Raw genomic sequence first — 22,145 nt, 5'->3', positions numbered from 1 at the left:
ATTCAGCATGAATTACGTAAAAAGGCTGTTATACCTGCTGCCAGGATTACTGTGGCTGCAGCAGGGTATTGCTCAGGAAATCAGGATCAATGGGGTAGTTACTGCCCGCTCAGATGCACAACGTATCCCAGGTGTGATCATCCAGGTGAAAGGAACCAATCGTGGTACCCAGTCGGATCCGGATGGTAAATATGCTATCACTGCACAAGCGAATGATAGTTTGCAATTTTCTTCTCTCGGCTTCCAGACGGTAGTGGTAGCCGTAGGAAGCAATAAAGTAATTAATATCTCTCTCGAAAACAGCAACCGGAAACTGGAAGAGGTAGTGGTTACAGCATTGGGTATTTCCCGGGAAAAGAAATCGCTCGGATATGCTGTACAGGAGCTGAAATCAAAAGATATTTCGGAAGCGAAAGAAACCAACCTGGTAAATGCGCTTTCCGGAAAGATAGCAGGGGTGCAGGTAACCAATAGCCAGGGTAATATGGGATCATCCCGTATCATTATCCGTGGCGAAACCTCCATTGCCGGCAATAACCAACCACTGTTTGTACTGGATGGTGTGCCAGTGGATAACAGTCAACTGGGAGTAGGCACCGGTCGCGACTTTGCCAATGCCATCTCCGATATCAACCCCGACGATATTGCATCCGTTAGTGTGCTGAAAGGCCCCAACGCTGCCGCATTGTACGGCTCAAGGGCTTCCAGCGGTGTTATCGTAATCAAAACCAAAACCGGCAAAGATACAAAAGGAGGCATGGGGGTTACCCTTAATTCAGGTGCTACCTTCGATAAAGTACTGATCCTGCCTGATTTCCAGAACTCCTATGGTCAAGGTACCGGCGGGCAATTCTCCTATAAAGATGGCAAAGGCGGTGGCATCAACGATGGCGTAGATGAAAGCTGGGGACCAAAACTGGATGGACGACTGATCCCACAATTCTTTTCCAATGGTGAAGCGGTACCATTCGTGGCCCATCCCAATAATGTAAAGGACTTCTATGTAACCGGCTATACGTTGAATAACGGTTTGTCTGTAGGCGGTACCACCGATAAAATCGACTATCGCTTCTCCTATAATAATACCAAACAACAAGGCATATTACCTAATACCGGTATCACGCGGAATACTTTTACCGCCAGCAATACCTTCCGTATTACTCCTAAACTCACGCTCAGCACATATGCCGACTATGTACGCAGCGGTGCAGACAACCTGCCTGGTGTAGATGGAAGAAGAGGAAACAGCGTTACCCTGCAATTCATCTGGTTTGGCCGCCAGGTAGATGTGAGCAGGCTGAAAAATTATAAGAATGCCGATGGCACCGACTATAACTGGAATCATAGCTACTATAGTAATCCTTACTGGATTCAATACGAAAACACGGTAGGGATGCAGCGTAACCGTTTCCTTGGTAACGCCCGCCTTTCTTACCAGGTGCTCGACTGGCTCACTGCTAACTTACGCATAGGAACAGACTACTACCAGGACAGGCGTAAATACCGCGTAGCTTATTACACTAACGGTACACCGTTTGGTTCCTACACAGAAGATGCATATGCAGTAAGTGAAACCAATGGAGAATTTACACTAAATGCTAAAAAGAAGCTAGGCAGCGATTTTGATATCGATGTGCTGGCGGGCGCTAACCTGCGCACCAACCAGTTTGAGCAAAACTACCAACAGGCGCCGCGCCTGGCTGTAAAAGGGATATATACGCTCAACAACTCCCGCGATCCGCTGATTTCTACCAGCTTATTGACCCGGCAGAAAGTATATAGTGGATTTGCAGCCGCACAGGTAGGATATCGCAATTACGCTTTCCTGAACTTAACCGCACGTAACGACTGGTCTTCTACATTACCACGGGGCAGCAATTCTTATTTCTACCCCTCTGCCAATGCCAGCCTCATCTTAACAGAAGCATTACATATACAAAGTCCCGCTTTATCCCTGCTGAAAGTACGTGGTGGATGGGCCCAGGTGGGTAAAGATACCGACCCTTACCAATTGGTAAATACGTATCCATTTAACCAGCCATTCGGTTCATTGCCGCTGCTCACCGTATCGGATAAATTTTTAAATAAAGATCTCCGCCCGGAAATCACCACCTCTACCGAAGTGGGTGTGGAAGCCGGATTCCTGGATAACCGGGTAAGACTGGATCTTACCTATTATAGCTCCCACAGCCGTAACCAGATCCTCCTGGCCGACGTGAGCGCTACCACCGGTTACCTGAAGAAAACATTGAACACAGGCGAACTCAGTAACCGTGGTGTGGAAGTTATGCTGGGATTAACACCCATCAGCACCCGCTCCGGATTTCGTTGGGATGTTAACGTGAACTACGCCCGTAACGTAAGCGAGGTGGTAAAACTGGATGCCGATGGTTTCCTTACCAATTATGTACTTGGTAGTTCCGGTAACATACAGGTGCTGGCCAGCCAGGGCCAACGCTATGGTGCGCTGTATGGCACTGCCTATAAGAGAGACAGCGAAAACCGTATCCTCGTAAATACAGACGGTACGCCGATGGTAGATCCAAGTAAGAAAATACTGGGCTACTATACGCCGAAATGGACGGGTAGCATCAACAACAACTTTTCTTTCAAAGGCTTTAACCTGAGTTTCCTGGTAGATACCAAACAAGGGGGTTCTATCTGGTCAGGAACCAACGCCACAGGGATGAGTACCGGTGTATTGGCTGCTACCATGCCGGGCCGTGACCAGGAACATGGCGGGTTACCATACTACAATAACGGCACACAGAATATTCCGTTGCCCGATCACAACGCTACCGCACCCGGTGGCGCTACGGTAAAGCACGATGGTATCATCTTCGATGGTTATACTGTTGATGGGAAAAAGAATACCGCTATTCTTTCTGCACAAAACTATTACAAGGCGGTATACAGCAGCAACCTGAATGAGAGTGCGGTGTATGACGCCTCCTTCATCAAGCTGAGAGAAATAAAACTGGGTTATACCCTGCCGGCATCCCTGGTGAAGAAGTGGGGGTTACAGGCGGTGAATGTAGCGCTGGTAGGCCGCAACCTGGCTTATCTGCATAAGAACACGCCTAATATCGATCCTGAAACTGCCTTTAATACAGGCAACGGCCAGGGGCTGGAAACGCTGCAAATACCCACCACCCGCAGCTTTGGCTTTAACCTGAATGTTTCATTTTAACTATTGACCGATCATGAAAAAGTTGCTGATTCCTTTCTATATCATATTTGCTGCTACCTTGCTGGCGAGCTGCCAGAAAGAACTGGAGCGTGTTAATATCAACCCGAATGAGCCCACCGAAGTACAACCGGATTACCTGTTGAGCAACGGTATCAAGGCCAATGTGGATACCTACTGGGGGACCGATGCCACTATGGAAACATCGCTGCTCTATGTGCAGTACTGGGCTAAAATCCAGTATCCCGACCCGGATCGTTACATCCCGGCCACCACCAACATTCAAAACGTATGGAATAATTTTTATGCCCAGGGGATAGAGGATTTTACTACCCTGGCGCAGTTGGGAGATAGCCTGCATAATCCCAACTACAAAGCGGTAGGTATTATTATGCGCTCATGGATATTCCAGGTGCTCACCGATTTATACGGCGATATTCCTTACACCCAGGCAGCTAATATCCAGCGTTACCTGACGCCGGTATACGATAGCCAGGCTACCGTGTATCGTGGGCTGCTGTCGGAGCTGAAAGGCGCTGTACAAATTATTTCTCCTGCTGGTAATGCCATACAGGGAGATTCTTTGCTGGCCAACAATATGAACAGCTGGAAGAAATTTGCCAATGGCCTGCGTACCCGCATAGCCCTGCGTATCGCCGACCGCGATCCCGCAGCTGCCAAAGCGGTATTTACTGAACTGGCCGCTGAAGGAAATATTTTATTGGGTGCGGGCGACCGGGAAGCGAAGCTGAACTATCTCACTTCTCCTAACCAGAACCCCGTAGGACGTAACCGCGAAACGCGTAATGATTATCGTATCAGCAAAACGGTGGTAGATAAACTGAAGGCGCTGAAAGACCCACGGTTAAGTATATACGCAGCATTGCCTACTGAACCTGGTTCCACCGATTACGTAGGTGTAACCAATGGCCTGTCGGCCGATTCAGCGTCCAGGCTGGGCTTTAGCAAAACCTCCGATGTAGGGGCTGCTTTTACCGCTTCTCAATCACCTGCCTGGGTATTTACCTATGCCGAGCAGCTGTTTATATTGGCAGAAGCCGCGCAGCGTGGCCTGATCAGTGGCAACGCCGCAGATCTGTATGCACAGGCCATCCGTGCTTCCTTTAAACAGTATGGCATTACCGGTAAGCCGGTAGATGACTACCTGGCGCAGCCGGCTGTGGCCTACGATCCCACTAATTATAAGAAATCTATTGGTGAGCAGAAATGGCTGGCCCTTTTCAGCGAAGGATTGGAAGCGTTTGCAGAGTGGAGAAGACTGGATTATCCTAAACTTACACCGGCTTATACCGGCGCGTTGCAAGGTAAGATGCCCCTGCGCTTAACTTATCCTTCCAGCGAACAGGCACTTAACGGCGCCAACTACAAAGCAGCGGTAGCCCGCCAGGGTGCGGATTTACTGACGACTAAAGTATGGTTTGATATGTATTAGGTCAGACTGGTATATAAAATGACAAAGGAGCAAAGTACCACATTACTTTGCTCCTTTGTCATTTTATGAATGTATGGTTATTTCTTTTTGCTCTCCCTGTACCGCATGATTTCAATACCTGCTTCTATCATAGGCCCCCATCCATGGAAGTCGTTTAATTCAGCTGGACGCTTATAATAAGCTGTAAGATCGGCAGCGGTATTAGTGCCTATACACACATCTTTCAGTTGACCATCAGGTGTAATTTTTTCTCTTACCAACCCATTCCAGGCCTGTTCTGCGATGGAGATGTAGCGTTTGTCCAGCCAGCCTTCGTTGACGGCGCGGGCAATGGAATACACAAACATGGCGGTGCAGGAGGTTTCCGTGTAGGAGTCGGTACGGTCGAGTACCTGGTGAAACAGGCCGGAGGCAGATTGATAACGGGCTACGCCCAGTATTTGCTGGGTCAGATCGGCAATCACTTCATTTCTGCCAGGATGATTGGCAGGGAGATCATTGAGCAGCTGTACTTTGGCCAGCATGATCCAGCCATTGGCCCGGCCCCAGTGGGCTACGCCCTGCCGTTGCAGGTCTTCGTAATAGTAATGTATATACAGGCTGGCTCCCGGGTCCCAGAGATAATGGGTGAAGTGTTTGATCTGCGCTACTGCATCATCAAAGTAAGCATTGTCGCCCGTCAGTTTTCCCATACGGGCCAGGAAGGGCACACTCATGTAGAGGTCGTCGCCCCAGAGTGTCCACTTATAAGGAGTAGGGCGGCATAGCGTGCCATCCGGCAGTCTTTCCTGTGCCTTGCTGATGTGATTGGCGGCTTTATCGATATATGCCTTGTAATCAGCTCTTTTCACCGTTTGATATACGTCCAGTAAGCTGGCGCCCATGGCGCCGCAGTCGTCCAGCACCCGGGTGTGGATTAACTGGTTGAACGGAAATTCTTTATACTTCACACCTTTTTTGCTGAGCGCTTCAAAATAGGCCACATTGTCGAAAGCAAACGCTACATGCTTCTTTGCGAAGGCGCTATACTTTTCTTCTTTGAGATAGTTGCCCAGGTCTATCATGGCAATATTTAAAACCCCGTTGGGATAGTGCCAGGCGCTGAGATGGTCGGAAATGGTGGCATTTACGCCAGCCGGGATTTCTTTGCTGGTAGCATAAGTTTGATTATTGCCGGTAAAGGTAAAGGCGGCATGGGCTATAACGTAGTCGGCCATCTTTCTTACCACATCGGCATCGGCAGGAAGAGCCTGTGTGTAACCGGAAAATGGAAGCACCAATCCAAGGGCTAACAGGAAGTTGAGTTTTTTCATAACGGGTACGTGGTTTATTCCAACAATATAACAATATCCCTGCTGTAATGCAAACGATTGCATAAATTTTTCTTTGGAATTAATATAATTTATTTTAACTATGTGTTAGCATGTGATTTAACAACTATCCTATACGGTATTAGCCATACAAAGCTATACAGCCTATGAAAAACGTCCTTTTGGCGTGTGCAGTAGCCCTGCTCACAGCCTGCCAGCAACAGAAACAAGATGAGCTAGACACCATCGCGGTAGCGGCACCGGGTGACATTGTAAAACCATTGATGGAAGATGATGACTCCCTGCCGGAACCTCGTCGGGATATTAATTGGGACCAGATTGAAGTGTTCCCTCTTTCCCGTGCTCTCATTAATCATAAGGTACCCTTGTTTACGACACGTCAACACCTGGAGGCGGCCATTGGAAAGGCCGACAGTATTGTTGCTACTGCCAGTAATGATGTAAGCGGTTCACAGTTTGCAGGAGACTTCCACTATTTTTATAAAGACGGCGCCACATTTGAGCTTTGCCGTGATTCGCTCGCCTGCGACGAGTTTATATTTACTACCGGCAACTCGCTGACAGTGGATAATATTACGCTGACCCAGAATACCACCTGGGAAGATATCCGGAAGATATTTCCTCGTGCGGCCATCCAGGCAGAGAATGAAGGCAGAACAGATGTGATTAAATTAAGAGACTCTTTTCTGAAAGATGAGGATAGCCAGGTGCAATTGTATTTCGAAAACGGCAAACTGGCCCGCGTAGTCAACTTTATCCCCTGTTGATAATTACAGGGATACATTCATTAAATGACAGGCTCGCTTATGATGTATTTTTTCTCGCGCAGGCAAGAAAATTACTTCTTAAGCGAGCTTGGGTATCATTACATCACTGGTGTTTTTCCTCCATCTACCGCGGTACTGGTGCCGGTAATATACCCAGCGGCCGGAGAGGCCAGGAAGGCAGCTAAAGCGGCTATTTCTTTAGCTTCTCCAAACCGTTGCATGGGGATTTCCTTCAGCCATTCTGCTTCCACCACTTCCCGTGAGACATTCCTGGCAGCGGCGCTGCTGTTGAATAATCCTTCGAGTCGCGCCGTAGAAGTAGATCCGGGCAATACATTGTTGACCGTAATACCATGCGGCGCCAACTCTGTAGCCAGGGTTTTAGACCAGGCAGCTACTGCCCAGCGGGTGGTATTGGATACGCCGAGGTTTTTTATCGGTGTTTTTACAGACGTAGAAATGATGTTGATAATCCGGCCAAAGCGGGACTGTATCATACCTGGTACCAGTGCCTGAGTCAACACCTGGTTACAAAGCAAATGCTGGGAAAAAGCTGCCGTAAAAGCGGTAATATTAGCCTCGATGAGGGGGCCTCCTGGGGGGCCGCCTGTATTATTAATGAGTATGTGTACAGGCCCACTGGCAGCTAGTTTTGCCGCAACGGCTGTCACCTGCGCAATTTCTGAAAAGTCAGCCACTTCATAACGATGCTGTTGTCTTTCCGCTGTGGCCAATGTAGGTAATACTGCTTTTAACCGGTCTTCATTCCTGGCTAATAACACGCAGGTAGCGCCCAGCAGGGCCAGCTCTACTGCTGTTGCCAGGCCTATGCCCTGGGTACTGCCGCACACCAGTGCCGTTTTCCCTTTGAGTGAAAGGTCCATGCTATTTTTTAAAGGACAAGTTAGGGAAAAAGCAGAAAGCTATTGTAGCGAATGACCTCAGCGAATTCTAAAAATCGTATTGGTCATTCGCTACAATAGCTTTCTGCTCAATGCTATTTATACCCTGACGTATATTTTCTTTTTGTCGAGGATAAAGCCCACCAGCCAGCAAGTAAGCATGAAGGCCAGTGAAAACAACAGCGACCCGAATTTACCGGGAGACAATGTCTGGAAGAAGCTATCGTTGATCCATTGATACAGTGATACATTGCCTACCCGGAAGAAATAGAACAGCATGGCCAGTATTTCTGATAGCAGGTAAAGGAACAACGGATTTTTACCGAATACGGTAAAGAAGCCAGTGCCTTTTGTAAAACCAAGAATGTCAACAACGAAGATGAGCAGTGCTAAAAGGAGTAAATCTATGCCTATAGTTAGTAATACATAGGAACTGGTCCAAAGCTTTTTATTAATTGGGAAAACGGTATTCCATGCATAGGCCAGGGCAAAACATACGATGCCAGCCAATACCATGCGTTGAATACCTTGTTTGGTGCGGCCCTGCTGTTGTACAAACAGCCCGGTATAATAACCTGCTACCACATTTACTACCGCAGGAATGGTACTGAGAATACCTTCCGGGTCAAAGGCAATGCCTTCGCCATGATACATGTGGTTTTCTCCCATCACTAATTTGTCGAGCAGGATGCCGGCATTGCCGGTTATAGTATATTGCTGGCCAGGAACGCCAAACTGCCACATCACCAGCCAATATCCCAGCAGGAACAGGGCGCTGATGCCCCATACCACTTTTTTTGAGCAGTAATGAATAAGCAGCGAGGCGATGCAGTAACAGAGGGCAATACGCTGCAGTACGCCCAGTATACGGGTATGATCAAAAGGGTTTAGTTCATATCCATGATCAGTTAGGTGCACAAACGGGAACCAATACATGAGGAAGCCGAGCAGGAAAATAATCAAGGTACGTTTGAAAATTTTTCCCAGTACAGCAGCATTCCCCAGCTGCTCATACTTTCTCATGCTGAAGCTCATGGCATTTCCTACAGCAAAGAGAAAGGAAGGGAATACGAGGTCGGTGGGGGTCCAGCCATGCCAGGCTGCGTGGTCCAGGGGCCAATAGGTACCGCCTGTGCCGCCTGTATTCACAATGATCATGAAACAAACGGTCATGCCGCGGAGTACATCCAGCGGTAAAAAGCGTTGTGGGCTTTGTGTCATTTCCCTTTAATTATGTTGGTTGATAAGATGGTAAGGAATGAAAGAGCATTGAGCTGCCTACAATATATACATCTAAAATTCAAAATCCAAATATTCCTGGTATCGGGAAAATAAATAAATGCAAATCGCCATAATTTGTGCCGGCTTTCCGGAATATTTCGACAATTATCAAGATAATACCACGGTTGTTCAATTTTAAAGCCTATCTTTAACTACATTGGGCTCTGCCTTAGCTTCTTCTGATTTAGTCTGGATTCTTCCTCTCCTCCCTCAGTCTTCGCTCTCCCAGCTCCCTTATTTCTCACATCTAAAGCTTTTATTTTATGAACATTTTTGTTGGCAACCTAAATCGCCAAACAACTGAACAACAGTTGGCTGAGCTATTTTCTCCATTTGGCATTGTACGGAGTATCAAAGTAATTATGGATAATTATACCGGCCGTTCCAAGGGGTTTGGTTTTATAGAAATGCCAGACGACGCGGAAGCGGAACGTGCTATCCGGGAGCTGAACAGCACTTCGTTTGACACACAGGTGATCGTAGTCAATGAAGCAAGGCCAAGAACAGAAGGGGAACGTTTTCCCAGGCTAAGATATTGAGCCATTTATTAAACTTCACTTTTTATGTACGATGAAAATTTATGTTGGGAACCTGCATGATAAGGCTTCTGAAAAAGAGCTATATAATCTTTTTGCAACATTCGGTATGGTATTGTTGATTGAGATATTTACCAGTGGAAATGGAAAGTCGTCAGGATATGGTTATGTATACATGAAAGATAGTAATGATGGCAAATCAGCCATCACGAAATTGAATAACCTGAACTTCATGAATCAGTTTTTGAATATATATGAGATTGAATGATTTGATAGCAGATAACTTTACGCAATAACGCGGCATCACTAAAATAAAACAACTATGGGGGAATCTTTTTCAAAAAAAGAAAACAGGAATAAAAAAGTCAAAGCGAAAGAAGACAAAGCACAAAGGAAGAAAGAACGGAAAATGAACAATAATAAGGGCAAGAGCCTTGAAGATATGTTGGCCTATGTAGATGAAGATGGTAATCTTAGTACCGAGCCACCAAAGCAAACCAGGAAAACAGAAATTGATTCGAAAGACATCCGGATCGGTGCTACCCCCCGGCTCCCGGAAGATACCACCAGAACCGGGATGATTACTTTCTTCAATACCTTGAAAGGCTTTGGGTTTATCACTGATGATAAGTCAGGGGAAAGTATATTCTTTCATATTAACCAGTTAACTGAGCCTGTAAAGGAGAGAGATAAAGTATCTTTTATAAAAGAAAAGAGTGCGAGAGGTTATAGTGCAGCGGAAGTGAAGAAAATGGACCCCAGAACGAAAAAGTCTTAAAAGGTGGGTCATCACTGACCCACCTTTGGAACTATTACATAGAAAACCCTCGTCCCAGTACTTCATGTACTTCATGGATGACAACAAAGGCTTCAGGATCTGTTTCCTGTACCAGCGATTTAAGCCGCATCAGTTCCTGCTTACCAATCACTACATACAATACCTCCTTGGTGGCCCTCGTATAGGCGCCATGGCCATGTAATACCGTAGCTCCCCGTTTCATTTCCCCGGTAATTTTATCAGCAATGGCGTTGGTATGATTGGAAATGATGGTGATAGCCCGTTTAGTATTGAGGCCGTCTACAATATAGTCTACAGCCCTCGCGCCGATGTATACTGCGATAAATGTATACATGGTTTTTTCAATGCCGATAATGAAGGAAGAGGCGAGGATGACAACGATATCGAAAATAAGCATGGCATTACCCAGGGTCCAGCCCAGGTATTTGTTGGCCATGCGGGCTACAATAGCCGAGCCGCCTGTGGTGCCCCCGGAAAGGAATACCAGGCCAATACCGATACCCACTAGTAATCCGGCAAAGATGGCTGCCAGCAGGGGATTGGTTGTTACCGGGGTCAGTTTGTTTTCCGTGAGATACAGGAACAGGGAGCAAAAAAATATGCCCAGTAACGTATAAAGCATGCCTCGTTTGTCCAGCAGCTTATACCCCGTTACAATCAGCACTGCATTGATAATCAGATTGGTGATGCCCGGCGACCATCCAAAATAATAATAGGTTACAATGGTAATACCAATCACGCCACCTTCCGATAATTTGTTGGGAATGGCCAGGTAGTTAATACCCGCTGCAAAAATCAGCGCACCTGCCATGAGGAGTAAAATGTTTTTTACATGCTCTTTCATGCCGCAAAAATAAGCTTTTGTCCTGCTTCCCATCACTCCCTAACCCTGCTGGCTATATAAAAACAGAAAAAAAACAGGCCGATTATTTGGAAATAATAAAACTGGATGTATATTTGTCTACCAATTCAGTAGACTAATAAAATCTACCGCCGTCAGGGAAGCATCAGGCAAACGCTTCCGGCATCCTTTGATCCACCAGCAAGGTGTTGCTGCCATCATTTTTGAAAACGTGTAAATAAACATACACTATGAAAAGGCACACGCTATTAAGTGGAGAGCGTTCCCAAACGCAACTGTCAAGGATATATACCACCTGTTCCCGTTATTATAAAACAGCCCCGGGCTGTTGTTGAAAAGATCTTGCGTTCTGTAAGCTGTAAATAGAATGCCTGGTTGGGCCTGCGGGATAGGTGTGTTGCCAAAATTTATTGGTGGTAAATTTATCCGTAACATATCTACCCGCATCCTCCTGGCATTTCAACCAACATCTGTATCAGATACCTTCTCCTTTTTAATCGTATAAAAGAATACCAGGCAACTGTTGATAACAGTTCTTAAAAATATAACGTAAACGAATAAACGTATTACTATCCAATGAAAATGTAAAATCAACTTCAGTTCAAAGGGGCGCTGCCTCAAAAAATTCTGGTGGGTTTTGTTGGTCGGTGGCCCCAGCGACTGAAGTAACATAAAATAAATACCGGCTGATATAGCTGTTACAATAAAAACATTGATCCGGAATCGGGGTATACTAACGTACACGTATATACTATTTTCGGAAAGCCTGATTGAAAAAAGGAACCACTTGTTTCCAGGTAAGGTCCCCAGTGCCAGCAAGTCCCGACTGAACGTCGGGACTTCTATTTTATATACCTCCCTCTCTCCAAAAAAATATTTTCCGGAAGCGTATGGAAAATATTTTACTGCTACATCTAATTATAAAACAAATTGCCATGGACTCAACTAAAATCCAGGGAACACCGTTCCTTGACATTCTCTTCTCCGGAAGGAATAAAGATTATGGCGCCTATGAATTGCGCAACCGTTACGACAGGCGCGTTCGTAATTCAATCATCGGCACCGCCTCTGTTATATTGGTCGTAATAGGTGGTTACGTACTGGACAACACCCTGAAAGCCGCTGATAACACACGTCCACTTGTGATCACCAAAGATCCGGCCGTGTTGAAACCCATCGACATCCCCGAAGAAAAAAAGTTTACGCCGCCACCTCCGCCGGTAACCTCTGCGCCGCCGCCTATGGCCAACGCTATCAGAAACACCACACTGGTGATTGTTGATAAAGATGTGCCACCGGATGAAATGCCTCCAAAACAAACCGACATGGAAAATAAAGTGATCGGTTTTAAAACAGCTGATGGCGTGGAAGATGGAGCGCAGGTAGACCTGGGCGCCAGCGGTATTGGCGGCTCCGGCGTGGTAAAAGTGGAAGCGCCCGCAGAAGAGGATAAAGGTCCCCGGATCTTCGTGGAAATTATGCCCGAGTTTCCCGGAGGAGACGTGGCATTAGCCAAATATCTCAAAAACCACATGAAATACCCGTCGCAGGCCCAGGACAATGATGTACAAGGCACGGTGTTCGTTCAGTTTGTGGTAAACCGCGATGGCAGCATCACAGATGTGAAAACAGTAGGCGCTACCAAAGGCGCCGGCCTGGAAGAAGAAGCAAAGCGGGTGGTGAATGCCATGCCTAAATGGAAACCTGGCCGGCAAAATGGTCAAAATGTTCCCGTACTCTTTAATCTGCCCATCCGGTTTGTGCTGGGACAGCAATAATCCATCATTATATCATACCCCGTTAAAATTTGTCAATGCCTGTTTATCCCCGGCCTGCATCCATTTAACCGCGCATTCTAATCCTGAATACCAGTCCCGGTTCACCAAAAGTGGCCGGGATTGCCTTTTTTATAGCTATTTGTTAGATAATATTTAAATTTTATCTATTTATATAAAACAAAAATCAAAAAACTAAGAAATTAATATAATAATTATTAATTTAACGGCCGCTTAGTCTTCTTCTTTAGCACTATAAACGGATAATTAGTATGGAAGCGCCGGTAAATAACTCGCTGCAACAGTTCAAGAACCTCGTTGGTACAAAGTTTCAGCTATACAACAGCCTCTTCACTTCATTGCCTTTCCACCGGGTGGAAAAGACAGGGGTGTTCCTGTCACTGTTCCTGCTTCATTGCGAAGAAGGATATGCCAAAGGCAACAGCCCCCAGGAAATCATGGACTCCTTCTTTAAACAGTATACTACCTATACAGAAGATAAACAGCGAATGGATTTGCTGTTCCGGTTTGTGCAGTATGCAGAAAGACAGGTGGTATTGTTTGATGCACTTGAAGACGCCGCCTTCCGGAATATCCGCGACCTGCAGGGAAGCGGTACCCTGCGCCACCTCCAGTCGGAAGTTATCCAGGAGCAGGCCCAGGATGCGCTGAAAGAAAAGCTGAAAGACTTTTCTGTACGACTGGTGCTCACCGCGCATCCTACGCAGTTTTATCCCGGCGAGGTGTTAGGTATCATCAATGATTTGTCTAAAGCACTCATCGATGAAAACACCAGCCAGGTAAACATGTACCTGCAACAGCTGGGAAAAACACCTTTCTTCAAAAAAGAAAAACCCACCCCATATGATGAAGCCATCAGCCTGGTGTGGTTCCTCGAAAATATATTTTATCAGTCCGCCGGCCGTATCCTGTCCTTTATACGGGCACAGTTTCCGGGGGCCATCAGCAGCGATAATTCACTGATCCGCATGGGCTTCTGGCCAGGTGGCGACCGGGACGGCAATCCTTTTGTGAAAGCGCCTACCACCATTGAAGTGGCCGCCGCCCTGCGTTCTTCCGTGATGAAATGCTATTTCCGCGAAGTCCGCAACCTGCGCCGCCGCCTCACCTTTAAAGGGGTGGAAAATGTGGTGGCCGCACTGGAAGCCAAATTATCCCGCAATCTCTTTGTTCCTGGCCATAAAGCCGATATCAGCCGACAGGAAATCCTGGATACGTTGGCGGGCATACGAAAAACAATCCTCGAAGAACACAATGGGCTATTTGTGCACCTGGTAGAAAACCTGATCAGTAAAGTAGAAATATTCGGCCTCTTCTTCGCATCACTGGATATCCGCCAGGACAGCTCTGTGCACGAAGCCTTACTCGAAGCCGTGGCAGCTAAAACAACTGCCCTTCCGGACAACTACGCCTCGCTTGCCGATGCGGACAAGATCCAGGCGCTGTTGAACATTCAACAAGCCATAGATCCACAGCTACTGGAAAGTTCCCTGCACCAGGATGCCCTGCAAACCATCGCGGCAATTAAACAAATACAGGCGGCCAACGGGGAAGAAGGCTGCCACCGCTATATTATCAGTCACAGTACCAGCGTACTCAGCGTAATTGAAGTATACGGCATGTTCCTGCTAAGTGGCTGGAAAAAAGAAGAAATGACGGTAGACATTGTGCCGTTGTTCGAAACCATCGACGATCTTCGTCACGCAGGGCAGGTAATGAAACTGTTATATGAAAATGCAGATTACCGCCAGCACCTGCAACGCCGCCAGTGCAAACAAACCATCATGCTCGGTTTCTCCGACGGCACCAAAGATGGCGGCTACCTGATGGCCAACTGGAGCATCTATAAAGCCAAAGAAGAGCTGACTACCATCTCTGAACAATATGGTATCAGCGTGGTGTTTTTTGACGGGAGGGGAGGTCCCCCAGCCCGCGGCGGTGGAAAAACGCATCAGTTCTATGCTTCCATGGGAAAGAATATTGCTAACCAGGAAATCCAGCAAACCATCCAGGGACAAACCATCAGCTCCAACTTTGGAACGGTGGATGCAGCGCAGTTCAATATGGAACAACTGATTCATGCAGGTATCAGCAACGAACTGTTTTCTTCCCGGGAGGTAACCCTCAGCAAAGCGGAGGAAGGTCTGTTGCAATCTTTGTCGGACGAAGGATATACCGCCTATAATAAACTGAAAACACATCCGCACTTCCTGGCCTACCTGGATCATGCCAGCCCGCTGCGCTACTATGCAGAAGCCAATATCGGCAGCCGTCCCAGCAAGCGCAATTCCTCGGCCAAGCTGAACCTGAACGATCTGAGAGCGGTGCCTTATGTGGGTGCCTGGAGCCAGCTGAAACAAAATGTTCCCGGGTATTATGGCGTGGGTAGCGCATTACAGGCACTGGACAAACAAGACAAATGGGAGGCCGTAGCCGCATTGTACCAGCATTCTCTGTTTTTCAGAACCCTGCTCGACAACTGCGAAATGGCGATGAAAAAAAGCTATTTCCCACTCACTGCTTACCTGGCCAAACATCCACAGTATGGAGAAGTATGGCAGATGATCTATGATGAATTTGAACTGACTAAGAAATACCTGCTCCGCCTCACCAACGAATCAGAGCTGATGGCAGGCAGCCCGATCGACCAGCTGTCGATACAGATGAGAGAACGTATGATACTGCCATTGCTCACGACACAACAGTATGCACTGACCCGTATCCGCGAACTTGATTCACACCCCGACAATGGCAAAGAGCGCGAGACTTATGAAAAGCTCATCATGCGTTGTTCTTTCGGAATTATCAACGCTGGCAGGAATTCTGCGTAGGGTCAAAAATAGCTGGAGGCTATATCAACAACTGATATAGCCTCTTTTTATTGGGGAATGGATAAACGCCGTTTCCCGACAAAAAACATACTTCAGACAATCTTTTTCCTAATTCTTCCCTACTTTTACACCTCCTTAAGTAACTTCTCTATATATGGCAAACAGCTTATATGACTTTGGAATGATCGGCCTCGGCGTAATGGGCAGAAACCTGTTACTCAACATGGCAGATCATGGCTTTTCCGTTATCGGCTTTGACAAAGACGCTGCCAAGAACAGCGCACTGGAAGCAGCCGCTACCCCCGGTACTACTGTTAAAGGCGTAGCAGAGCTGGCCACTATGGTTCAGTTGCTCGAACGTCCACGCAAATTGATGATGCTGGTACCTGCCGGTCAGCCGGTAGATGACGTGATAGCATCCCTGTTGCCGCTGCTGGAGCAGGGCGATGTGGTGATAGATGGTGGTAATTCCCACTACACCGATACTTTACGCCGCGTACAGGAACTCCGTCCGAAAGGTATCCATTTTATGGGTATGGGTGTTTCCGGTGGCGAGCAGGGTGCCCGTACTGGCCCCAGCATTATGCCCGGAGGCGACCTGGATGCATATGCCAAGGTGAAACCTATGCTGGAGGCTATTGCCGCCAAAGTAAAGGAAGTACCTTGCGTAGCTTACCTCGGTAAAGAAGGCGCCGGCCACTACGTGAAAATGGTGCACAACGGTATCGAATATGCCATTATGCAGTTAATCAGTGAAAGCTATTCCCTGTTGCAAAAAGGGGCTGGCCTGAACAACGACCAGTTGCACGAAGTGTTTAAAAACTGGAACCAGGGCGCTTTACAGTCTTTCCTCGTAGAAATTACAGCAGATATTTTCCTCCAGAACGATGATAAAACAAACAAACGCCTGGTAGATGTGATCTCTGATAAAGCCGGTTCCAAAGGCACTGGTAAATGGACTTCCCAGGACGCCATGGAATTGCCGGTAGCAGTACCCGTAATTGATACCGCGGTAGCCATGCGCACCCTCTCCGGTTATAAAGAACAACGCTTACAGGCAGAAACGCTGTATAAAGCGCCGGAAAATGCCCTGCACGTTCCTGCAGATATGTGGATCAAACAGGTACATGATGCGCTGTATTTCGCGACCATCCTGAGCTATGCACAGGGACTGGCCATGCTCCGTGAAGCTTCCAACGACCTGAAAATGGAAATTCCATTACCAGAAGTGGTGAAAGTATGGAGAGGCGGCTGTATTATCCGCTCTACCCTCCTGGAGGTATTTACACAGGCTTACCAGAAGAATGCAGACCTGGGCAATATCCTGCTCGATGAAAATATTGCTTACCTCGTAGAATCTGTCATTGCCAACACCCGCAGCGTAGTAGCGCAAGCAGCAGCTGCCGGCGTACCGGTGGCAGGCTTCATGTCGGCACTGTCTTATTTCGATGCTTTCCGTACCGGCCGTATGCCTACTAACCTGATCCAGGCACAACGCGATTATTTCGGCGCACATACCTATCAGCGTATTGATATGCCGGGTACCTTCCATACGGAATGGCAACAGCACTAAAAATATTCATCTTCAATTAAATATATGCAGATCCATAAGCGCCCTCCTGCTTCTATACTCTTCATTTTCGGAGGCAGCGGCGATTTAAACTACCGGAAACTAACGCCTGCGTTATACAACCTTTTCCTGGATGAGTGGATGCCGGAACAATTTGCCATTGCGGGTTTAGGACGTAGTCCTTATACCGACGATGATTATCATAAACACCTGTTGGAAGGGATCAGTAAATTTTCCCGCCGTAAAGGTGAACAAAATGGTCACTGGAAAGATTTCAGTAGCCACGTTTCCTACCTGCAAATGGATGCAGAAGATCCGGCTGCCTATAGCAAAATCACTGATTTTGTGACAGGAAAAGAAGAGGAATGGGGCGTACATCCTACCGTTATCTTTTACCTGGCAGTAGCGCCACAGCTGGTGCCTAATATTGCCACCCGCCTGGGAGAACTGAACCTATGCAGTGATAAACATTGCACCCGCATTGTGGTAGAAAAACCATTTGGTCATGACCTGCAAAGCGCCCATGAACTGAATGAACTGCTGGCAAAGAAATTCACAGAAGAACAGATTTACCGTATCGATCACTACCTCGGTAAAGAAACGATACAGAATATCCTGGCTTTCCGTTTTGCCAACGCATTGTTTGAGCCGGTATGGAACCGCAACTACATCGATAATATCCAGATTACCGCCGCTGAAAGCGTGGGACTGGAAGGTCGTGGTGGTTACTATGAAAGAGCCGGCGCACTACGTGATATGGTGCAGAACCATATCCTGCAGATTATGTGTATCCTGGCCATGGAAGCTCCTGTGTCGTTTGATGCCAATGAGGTACGTAATAAAAAGGTAGATGTACTTAACGCCATCCGCCGTATTACGCCCGAAAAAGTGCATGAATACGCGGTACGTGGTCAGTATTCATCTGGCTGGATGAAAGGTGATAAGGTAGTAGGTTACCGCGAAGAAAAGGGAGTAGATCCCAAATCGAATGTTGAAACTTACGCCGCGGTGAAATTCTTCATCGATAACTGGCGCTGGCAGGGTGTTCCGATATATGTACGTACCGGTAAATACATGCACCAGAAGGCGACCAATATTATTATTACATTCAAAGAAGCACCTCCTTATTCCTTCCCGATAGAGGCGGCACAAACATGGCGCCCTAACAGGCTCACCATCAGCATACAGCCGGAAATGGATATCCGTATCCGTTTCCAGGCAAAACGTCCCGGACAAACCATGACGCTGGACCCGGTAGATATGACCTTCAACTACGATGCCGCCAGCGGGGAGCATGCACCGGAAGCATATGAAACATTACTGCTGGACGTGATGGAGGGCGATGCTACCCTGTTTATGCGTGGCGACCAGGTAGATGCTGCATGGAAAGTGATTATGCCTATCCTGGAAACATGGGAAAACCGCACACCGCAAGACTTCCCGAACTATGCACCGGATTCATGGGGCCCTGACGATGCAGATGCTCTCGTGGCCCGCGATGGTCATACCTGGATTAATTTACCTACTAAATAATAGTTACGGACCATTGCAAAATGGTCCGTAATTCTTTTATCTTATGGAACTACATATCGCCAAAGATCCTGCCCAGCTCAGTGAAAACGTAGCTGCATGGATCAGTAACTACATACTGGAAGTATTACAAACACAGGAACGTTTCACTTTCGTGTTGTCGGGAGGTAATACGCCGAAACAGCTCTATAGCCTGCTGGCCAAAGCGCCTTATAACATGATGATTCCCTGGGAGAAAATTCATTTTTTCTGGGGAGATGAAAGAGATGTACCCTTTGAAGATGACCGGAATAATGCCCGTATGGCGTTTGAAGAACTGCTGGATAAAGTGGCCGTAAACCCGGACAATATTCACATAATGCGTACCGACATCAGTCCGGAAGCATCAGCAACAGCTTATGAGCAAACGCTGAAATCCTATTTCGGAAAAGAAGATATCACGTTCGACCTGGTACTATTAGGGATGGGAGATGATGGACATACCCTGTCGCTGTTTCCTGGTACACCTGTAGTGCATGAAAAGAAAGCGTGGGTCACTTCTTTCTTCCTGGAAGCACAGAACATGTACCGCATCACCTTAACAGCCCCTGTGGTTAACAGGGCAGCCTGCGTACTGTTCCTGACTACCGGCGCCAATAAAGCCATTACACTTAAAAACGTAATAGAGGGTACTTTCGATGCAGAAAAGTTCCCATCCCAACTTATTCGCCCGGAAGAAGGTGAATTGCATTGGTTTGTAGATGAAGCGGCTGCTGGGGCGATGGAAGTGTAAAAAAGAGGGCTTTTTCTCACCTATTTTCAGTAGCTTGTGGTAGTAACAACAACGATGAGATTATGTTTGATAAGCCCATATTTGACGCACACCTACATATTATTGATCACCGGTTTCCACTGCAACCTAACCAGGGATTTCTGCCTTCCGAATTTTCGGTAGCAGACTATCAGCAGCAGGTAGCCCCCCTCCATGTAAGTGGTGGCGCAGTGGTGTCAGGATCATTCCAGGGATTTGACCAGCAATATTTACTGGAGGCACTGAAACAATTAGGTCCGGCTTATGTTGGTGTTACACAGATCCCCGCCAGTACAACCGACGAAGAGATTATAGCCCTGCATGAAGCTGGCGTTCGCGCCGTTAGATTTAATGTACAACGCGGTGGTTCTGAAAGTGTAAAATACCTGGAGCAACTGGGACTTCGTGTATATGACCTGGTAAAGTGGCACGTAGAATTATATGTAGATTCCCGTCAGTTACCAGGATTATCAACCACGCTACGCAAATTGCCGGCGGTGGTGATCGATCACCTGGGGCTGTCCAAATCAGGATTTAAACATTTATTGCAGTTGGTGGAGAAAGGCGCCCGCGTAAAAGCTACCGGGTTTAGCCGCTGTGATTTTGATGTGCTCACCGCCATGCGACAGATTACTGCCGTTAATCCAGGCGCTCTGTTATTTGGTACCGATCTGCCCTCTACCCGTGCGCCCAGGCCCTTTGATATAAAAGATCTGCAGCTGATCCTTGAAAATTTTCCGGAAGATATAGCTGCTAAAATATGCAGGGAGAATGCCCTGGCATTATACCAGCCAAGGCAGCAGGCGTAAGCAAAAAACTTATAAAAGCAAAATCCCCTCCGCTCACAGCGAAGGGGATTTTGCTTTTATAAACTATACTTTAAATTTAATTCCAGCTATCAATCGCCACGGTTTCCATTTCTTTCTTCAGGTGCTCGGGCATATGACCATTCAACAATACGCCAGACGCTGCGCTAGGGTAGATGTCTTCAAAGGTTTTTACCATATTCATAAATACCCGGCGGAAAATATGCCGCCTGGTTACCTCGTGTGGATCTCTTAGCCCCGCAGCCCCGGCCAGCTCTATGGCGCTTTCAATGGTATCGCGGTGGTAGTTGGCTACCCGTTGTTTTTTATCATCGATGACCAGGCCGGCGGCCAGCCATTTGTCCTGCGTAGCCACACCTGTTGGGCATTTATTGGTGTTGCATACCAATGCTTGTATGCAACCCAGGGCCATCATCATAGCACGGGCACTGTTGCAGGTATCTGCCCCCAAAGCCATGGCCCGTAAAATATGAAATCCGGTCAGGATTTTCCCGGAAGCGATCAACTTCATATGATGCCGGATATTAAAGCCGGTAAGGGTATCATGCGCAAAAGAAAGTCCATCCATCAATGGCATGCCTACAGAATTGGAGAATTCCGGTGGCGCTGCACCGGTACCGCCTTCTCCGCCATCTATAGTGATGAAGTCAGGGTAGATATCTGTTTCTATCATGGCTTTACATAGCGCATAAAATTCTCTGGGCTGTCCTATACATAGTTTGAAACCAACCGGCTTACCCTTGCTCAGGTGGCGCAGCCGCTGAATGAATAGCATCATTTCCCGCGGTGTGCCAAAGGCTTTATGGTAGGGTGGTGAAAATACCGTGGTATGTGGTTTTACATGGCGGATCGCCGCAATTTCCGGGGTATTTTTAGCGGCTGGTAAAATACCACCATGGCCGGGTTTGGCCCCTTGCGATATTTTTAGCTCTATCATTTTAACGGCAGGCAGGGCGCTTTTCTCGGCAAACAGGCTGTCAGAAAAATTACCGGCTTCATCGCGGCATCCGAAATAGCCGGTACCAATTTGCCAGATAATATCGCCGCCTTGGGCCAGATGTGCGTCGCTGATGCCGCCTTCCCCGGTATTGTGTGCAAACCCTCCGATTTTAGCGCCGCCATTTAACGCCTGCACGGCGTTGTTGCTCAGGGAGCCATAACTCATGGCGCTCACGTTGAGGATACTGGCGGAATAAGGTTGCTGGCAGTCGCGCCCCCCGAAAGTGACCCTGGGATCTTTATCCAGGTTACCGAAATCCTGGGGCTGGATAGAGTGTGCCATCCATTCATACCCTTCCGCATATACGTTGAACTGCGTACCAAAAGGCTGGGAGTTCAATTCACGTTTTGCGCGCTGGTAAATGGTGGAGCGGTCTACCCGGTTAATAGGGCTGCCGTCGATATCACTTTCTACAAAATATTGGTAAATCTTAGGCCGCAACGCTTCCATCCAATAGCGCATACGCCCTACAATCGGGTAGTTGCGGATAATGGCGTGCCTGGTTTGCAGCATGTCCAACACGCCCATGATGACAATGGGTACTACGAGGATTAATAACCAGAAAACCCAGGGGAAAAATAAACCTAATACGATGACAATGCCTAAACTAATACATGAAAATCCGATAAATGCTTTAACCATGGCTGTGAGATTTGAGTTTTTTTGATGCTATAGCTTCCTTA

17 protein-coding genes are annotated in these 22,145 nt (G+C 47.3%); 12 read left to right on the top strand and 5 right to left on the bottom strand.

Annotation, left to right across the window (positions count from 1 at the left end):
- The first annotated feature begins 7 nt into the window (after nt 1–7).
- The gene (locus FHW36_RS27905) at nt 8–3,190 is read left to right on the top strand and encodes a SusC/RagA family TonB-linked outer membrane protein (protein WP_145674256.1); all 3,183 of its coding nucleotides are present in this window, start codon (nt 8–10) and stop codon (nt 3,188–3,190) included.
- A 13-nt stretch (nt 3,191–3,203) separates the two neighbouring features.
- Nucleotides 3,204–4,640 (top strand): SusD/RagB family nutrient-binding outer membrane lipoprotein, encoded by a 1,437-nt coding sequence (locus FHW36_RS27900; protein ID WP_145674254.1) that lies wholly within the window; start codon nt 3,204–3,206, stop codon nt 4,638–4,640.
- A 77-nt stretch (nt 4,641–4,717) separates the two neighbouring features.
- Here FHW36_RS27900 and FHW36_RS27895 read toward each other — a convergent pair whose 3' ends face one another.
- A complete protein-coding gene (locus FHW36_RS27895; protein WP_145674252.1) occupies nt 4,718–5,953 on the bottom strand; it encodes a glycoside hydrolase family 88/105 protein in 1,236 nt (411 codons plus the stop codon).
- A 164-nt stretch (nt 5,954–6,117) separates the two neighbouring features.
- On the opposite strand from FHW36_RS27895, the gene FHW36_RS27890 reads away from it, so the two are divergent.
- Nucleotides 6,118–6,738: a hypothetical protein gene (locus FHW36_RS27890; RefSeq protein WP_145674251.1), complete on the top strand. Its 621-nt coding sequence runs from the start codon at nt 6,118–6,120 to the stop codon at nt 6,736–6,738.
- A 98-nt stretch (nt 6,739–6,836) separates the two neighbouring features.
- Here FHW36_RS27890 and FHW36_RS27885 read toward each other — a convergent pair whose 3' ends face one another.
- Both FHW36_RS27885 and FHW36_RS27880 read right to left on the bottom strand, forming a co-directional pair.
- Nucleotides 6,837–7,622, bottom strand: a complete 786-nt coding sequence (locus FHW36_RS27885; RefSeq protein ID WP_145674250.1) for an SDR family oxidoreductase — start codon at nt 7,620–7,622, stop codon at nt 6,837–6,839.
- A 117-nt stretch (nt 7,623–7,739) separates the two neighbouring features.
- A complete protein-coding gene (locus FHW36_RS27880) occupies nt 7,740–8,861 on the bottom strand; it encodes an acyltransferase family protein (protein WP_145674248.1) in 1,122 nt (373 codons plus the stop codon).
- A 323-nt stretch (nt 8,862–9,184) separates the two neighbouring features.
- On the opposite strand from FHW36_RS27880, the gene FHW36_RS27875 reads away from it, so the two are divergent.
- The 3 genes from FHW36_RS27875 to FHW36_RS27865 are packed head-to-tail and all read left to right on the top strand — an operon-like array spanning nt 9,185 to nt 10,235.
- Complete coding sequence (locus tag FHW36_RS27875) at nt 9,185–9,460, top strand: RNA recognition motif domain-containing protein (RefSeq protein ID WP_145674247.1); 276 nt, start codon at nt 9,185–9,187, stop codon at nt 9,458–9,460.
- Nucleotides 9,461–9,491: 31 nt separating this feature from the next.
- The gene (locus FHW36_RS27870; RefSeq protein WP_145674246.1) at nt 9,492–9,725 is read left to right on the top strand and encodes an RNA recognition motif domain-containing protein; all 234 of its coding nucleotides are present in this window, start codon (nt 9,492–9,494) and stop codon (nt 9,723–9,725) included.
- A gap of 54 nt (nt 9,726–9,779) precedes the next feature.
- On the top strand, nt 9,780–10,235 hold the full coding sequence (locus FHW36_RS27865; RefSeq protein ID WP_145674245.1) for a cold shock domain-containing protein: 456 nt from the start codon (nt 9,780–9,782) through the stop codon (nt 10,233–10,235).
- 34 nt (nt 10,236–10,269) lie between these two features.
- Here FHW36_RS27865 and FHW36_RS27860 read toward each other — a convergent pair whose 3' ends face one another.
- The gene (locus tag FHW36_RS27860; RefSeq protein ID WP_145674243.1) at nt 10,270–11,100 is read right to left on the bottom strand and encodes a YitT family protein; all 831 of its coding nucleotides are present in this window, start codon (nt 11,098–11,100) and stop codon (nt 10,270–10,272) included.
- Nucleotides 11,101–12,053: 953 nt separating this feature from the next.
- On the opposite strand from FHW36_RS27860, the gene FHW36_RS27855 reads away from it, so the two are divergent.
- The 6 genes from FHW36_RS27855 to FHW36_RS27830 all read left to right on the top strand — a co-directional run bounded on the left by FHW36_RS27855 (nt 12,054) and on the right by FHW36_RS27830 (nt 20,444).
- A complete protein-coding gene (locus FHW36_RS27855; protein ID WP_186452640.1) occupies nt 12,054–12,896 on the top strand; it encodes an energy transducer TonB in 843 nt (280 codons plus the stop codon).
- 269 nt (nt 12,897–13,165) lie between these two features.
- Nucleotides 13,166–15,745, top strand: coding sequence for a phosphoenolpyruvate carboxylase (locus FHW36_RS27850; protein WP_145674241.1), 2,580 nt, complete (start codon nt 13,166–13,168; stop codon nt 15,743–15,745).
- A gap of 154 nt (nt 15,746–15,899) precedes the next feature.
- Nucleotides 15,900–17,318 (top strand): NADP-dependent phosphogluconate dehydrogenase, encoded by a 1,419-nt coding sequence (gene gndA, locus FHW36_RS27845; protein ID WP_145674240.1) that lies wholly within the window; start codon nt 15,900–15,902, stop codon nt 17,316–17,318.
- 24 nt (nt 17,319–17,342) lie between these two features.
- Nucleotides 17,343–18,848: a glucose-6-phosphate dehydrogenase gene (zwf, locus tag FHW36_RS27840; RefSeq protein ID WP_145674238.1), complete on the top strand. Its 1,506-nt coding sequence runs from the start codon at nt 17,343–17,345 to the stop codon at nt 18,846–18,848.
- Between the two features lie 43 nt (nt 18,849–18,891).
- On the top strand, nt 18,892–19,617 hold the full coding sequence (gene pgl, locus FHW36_RS27835) for a 6-phosphogluconolactonase (RefSeq protein WP_145674236.1): 726 nt from the start codon (nt 18,892–18,894) through the stop codon (nt 19,615–19,617).
- Between the two features lie 62 nt (nt 19,618–19,679).
- On the top strand, nt 19,680–20,444 hold the full coding sequence (locus FHW36_RS27830) for an amidohydrolase family protein (RefSeq protein ID WP_145674233.1): 765 nt from the start codon (nt 19,680–19,682) through the stop codon (nt 20,442–20,444).
- A gap of 76 nt (nt 20,445–20,520) precedes the next feature.
- Here the strand turns inward: FHW36_RS27830 and FHW36_RS27825 are convergent, their stop codons facing one another.
- Nucleotides 20,521–22,104: an FMN-binding glutamate synthase family protein gene (locus FHW36_RS27825; protein WP_145674231.1), complete on the bottom strand. Its 1,584-nt coding sequence runs from the start codon at nt 22,102–22,104 to the stop codon at nt 20,521–20,523.
- Nucleotides 22,105–22,145: the final 41 nt, after the last annotated feature.

This window comes from Chitinophaga polysaccharea, from assembly GCF_007829335.1.
In the GTDB taxonomy this organism is placed as follows: domain Bacteria; phylum Bacteroidota; class Bacteroidia; order Chitinophagales; family Chitinophagaceae; genus Chitinophaga; species Chitinophaga polysaccharea_B.
This window is presented reverse-complemented; position numbering and strand designations above follow the sequence as displayed.

Bases quoted from the DNA above. Each gene is read 5' to 3' on its own strand.
- FHW36_RS27865 (WP_145674245.1), top strand. From the start codon at position 9,780: ATGGGGGAATCTTTTTCAAAAAAAGAAAACAGGAATAAAAAAGTCAAA.
- FHW36_RS27870 (WP_145674246.1), top strand. From the start codon at position 9,492: ATGAAAATTTATGTTGGGAACCTGCATGATAAGGCTTCTGAAAAAGAG.
- FHW36_RS27905 (WP_145674256.1), top strand. From the start codon at position 8: ATGAATTACGTAAAAAGGCTGTTATACCTGCTGCCAGGATTACTGTGG.
- FHW36_RS27880 (WP_145674248.1), bottom strand. From the start codon at position 8,861: ATGACACAAAGCCCACAACGCTTTTTACCGCTGGATGTACTCCGCGGC.
- pgl (WP_145674236.1), top strand. From the start codon at position 18,892: ATGGAACTACATATCGCCAAAGATCCTGCCCAGCTCAGTGAAAACGTA.
- FHW36_RS27830 (WP_145674233.1), top strand. From the start codon at position 19,680: ATGTTTGATAAGCCCATATTTGACGCACACCTACATATTATTGATCAC.
- FHW36_RS27855 (WP_186452640.1), top strand. From the start codon at position 12,054: ATGGACTCAACTAAAATCCAGGGAACACCGTTCCTTGACATTCTCTTC.
- FHW36_RS27890 (WP_145674251.1), top strand. From the start codon at position 6,118: ATGAAAAACGTCCTTTTGGCGTGTGCAGTAGCCCTGCTCACAGCCTGC.
- FHW36_RS27900 (WP_145674254.1), top strand. From the start codon at position 3,204: ATGAAAAAGTTGCTGATTCCTTTCTATATCATATTTGCTGCTACCTTG.
- FHW36_RS27850 (WP_145674241.1), top strand. From the start codon at position 13,166: ATGGAAGCGCCGGTAAATAACTCGCTGCAACAGTTCAAGAACCTCGTT.
- zwf (WP_145674238.1), top strand. From the start codon at position 17,343: ATGCAGATCCATAAGCGCCCTCCTGCTTCTATACTCTTCATTTTCGGA.
- FHW36_RS27875 (WP_145674247.1), top strand. From the start codon at position 9,185: ATGAACATTTTTGTTGGCAACCTAAATCGCCAAACAACTGAACAACAG.
- FHW36_RS27825 (WP_145674231.1), bottom strand. From the start codon at position 22,104: ATGGTTAAAGCATTTATCGGATTTTCATGTATTAGTTTAGGCATTGTC.
- FHW36_RS27860 (WP_145674243.1), bottom strand. From the start codon at position 11,100: ATGAAAGAGCATGTAAAAAACATTTTACTCCTCATGGCAGGTGCGCTG.
- FHW36_RS27885 (WP_145674250.1), bottom strand. From the start codon at position 7,622: ATGGACCTTTCACTCAAAGGGAAAACGGCACTGGTGTGCGGCAGTACC.
- gndA (WP_145674240.1), top strand. From the start codon at position 15,900: ATGGCAAACAGCTTATATGACTTTGGAATGATCGGCCTCGGCGTAATG.
- FHW36_RS27895 (WP_145674252.1), bottom strand. From the start codon at position 5,953: ATGAAAAAACTCAACTTCCTGTTAGCCCTTGGATTGGTGCTTCCATTT.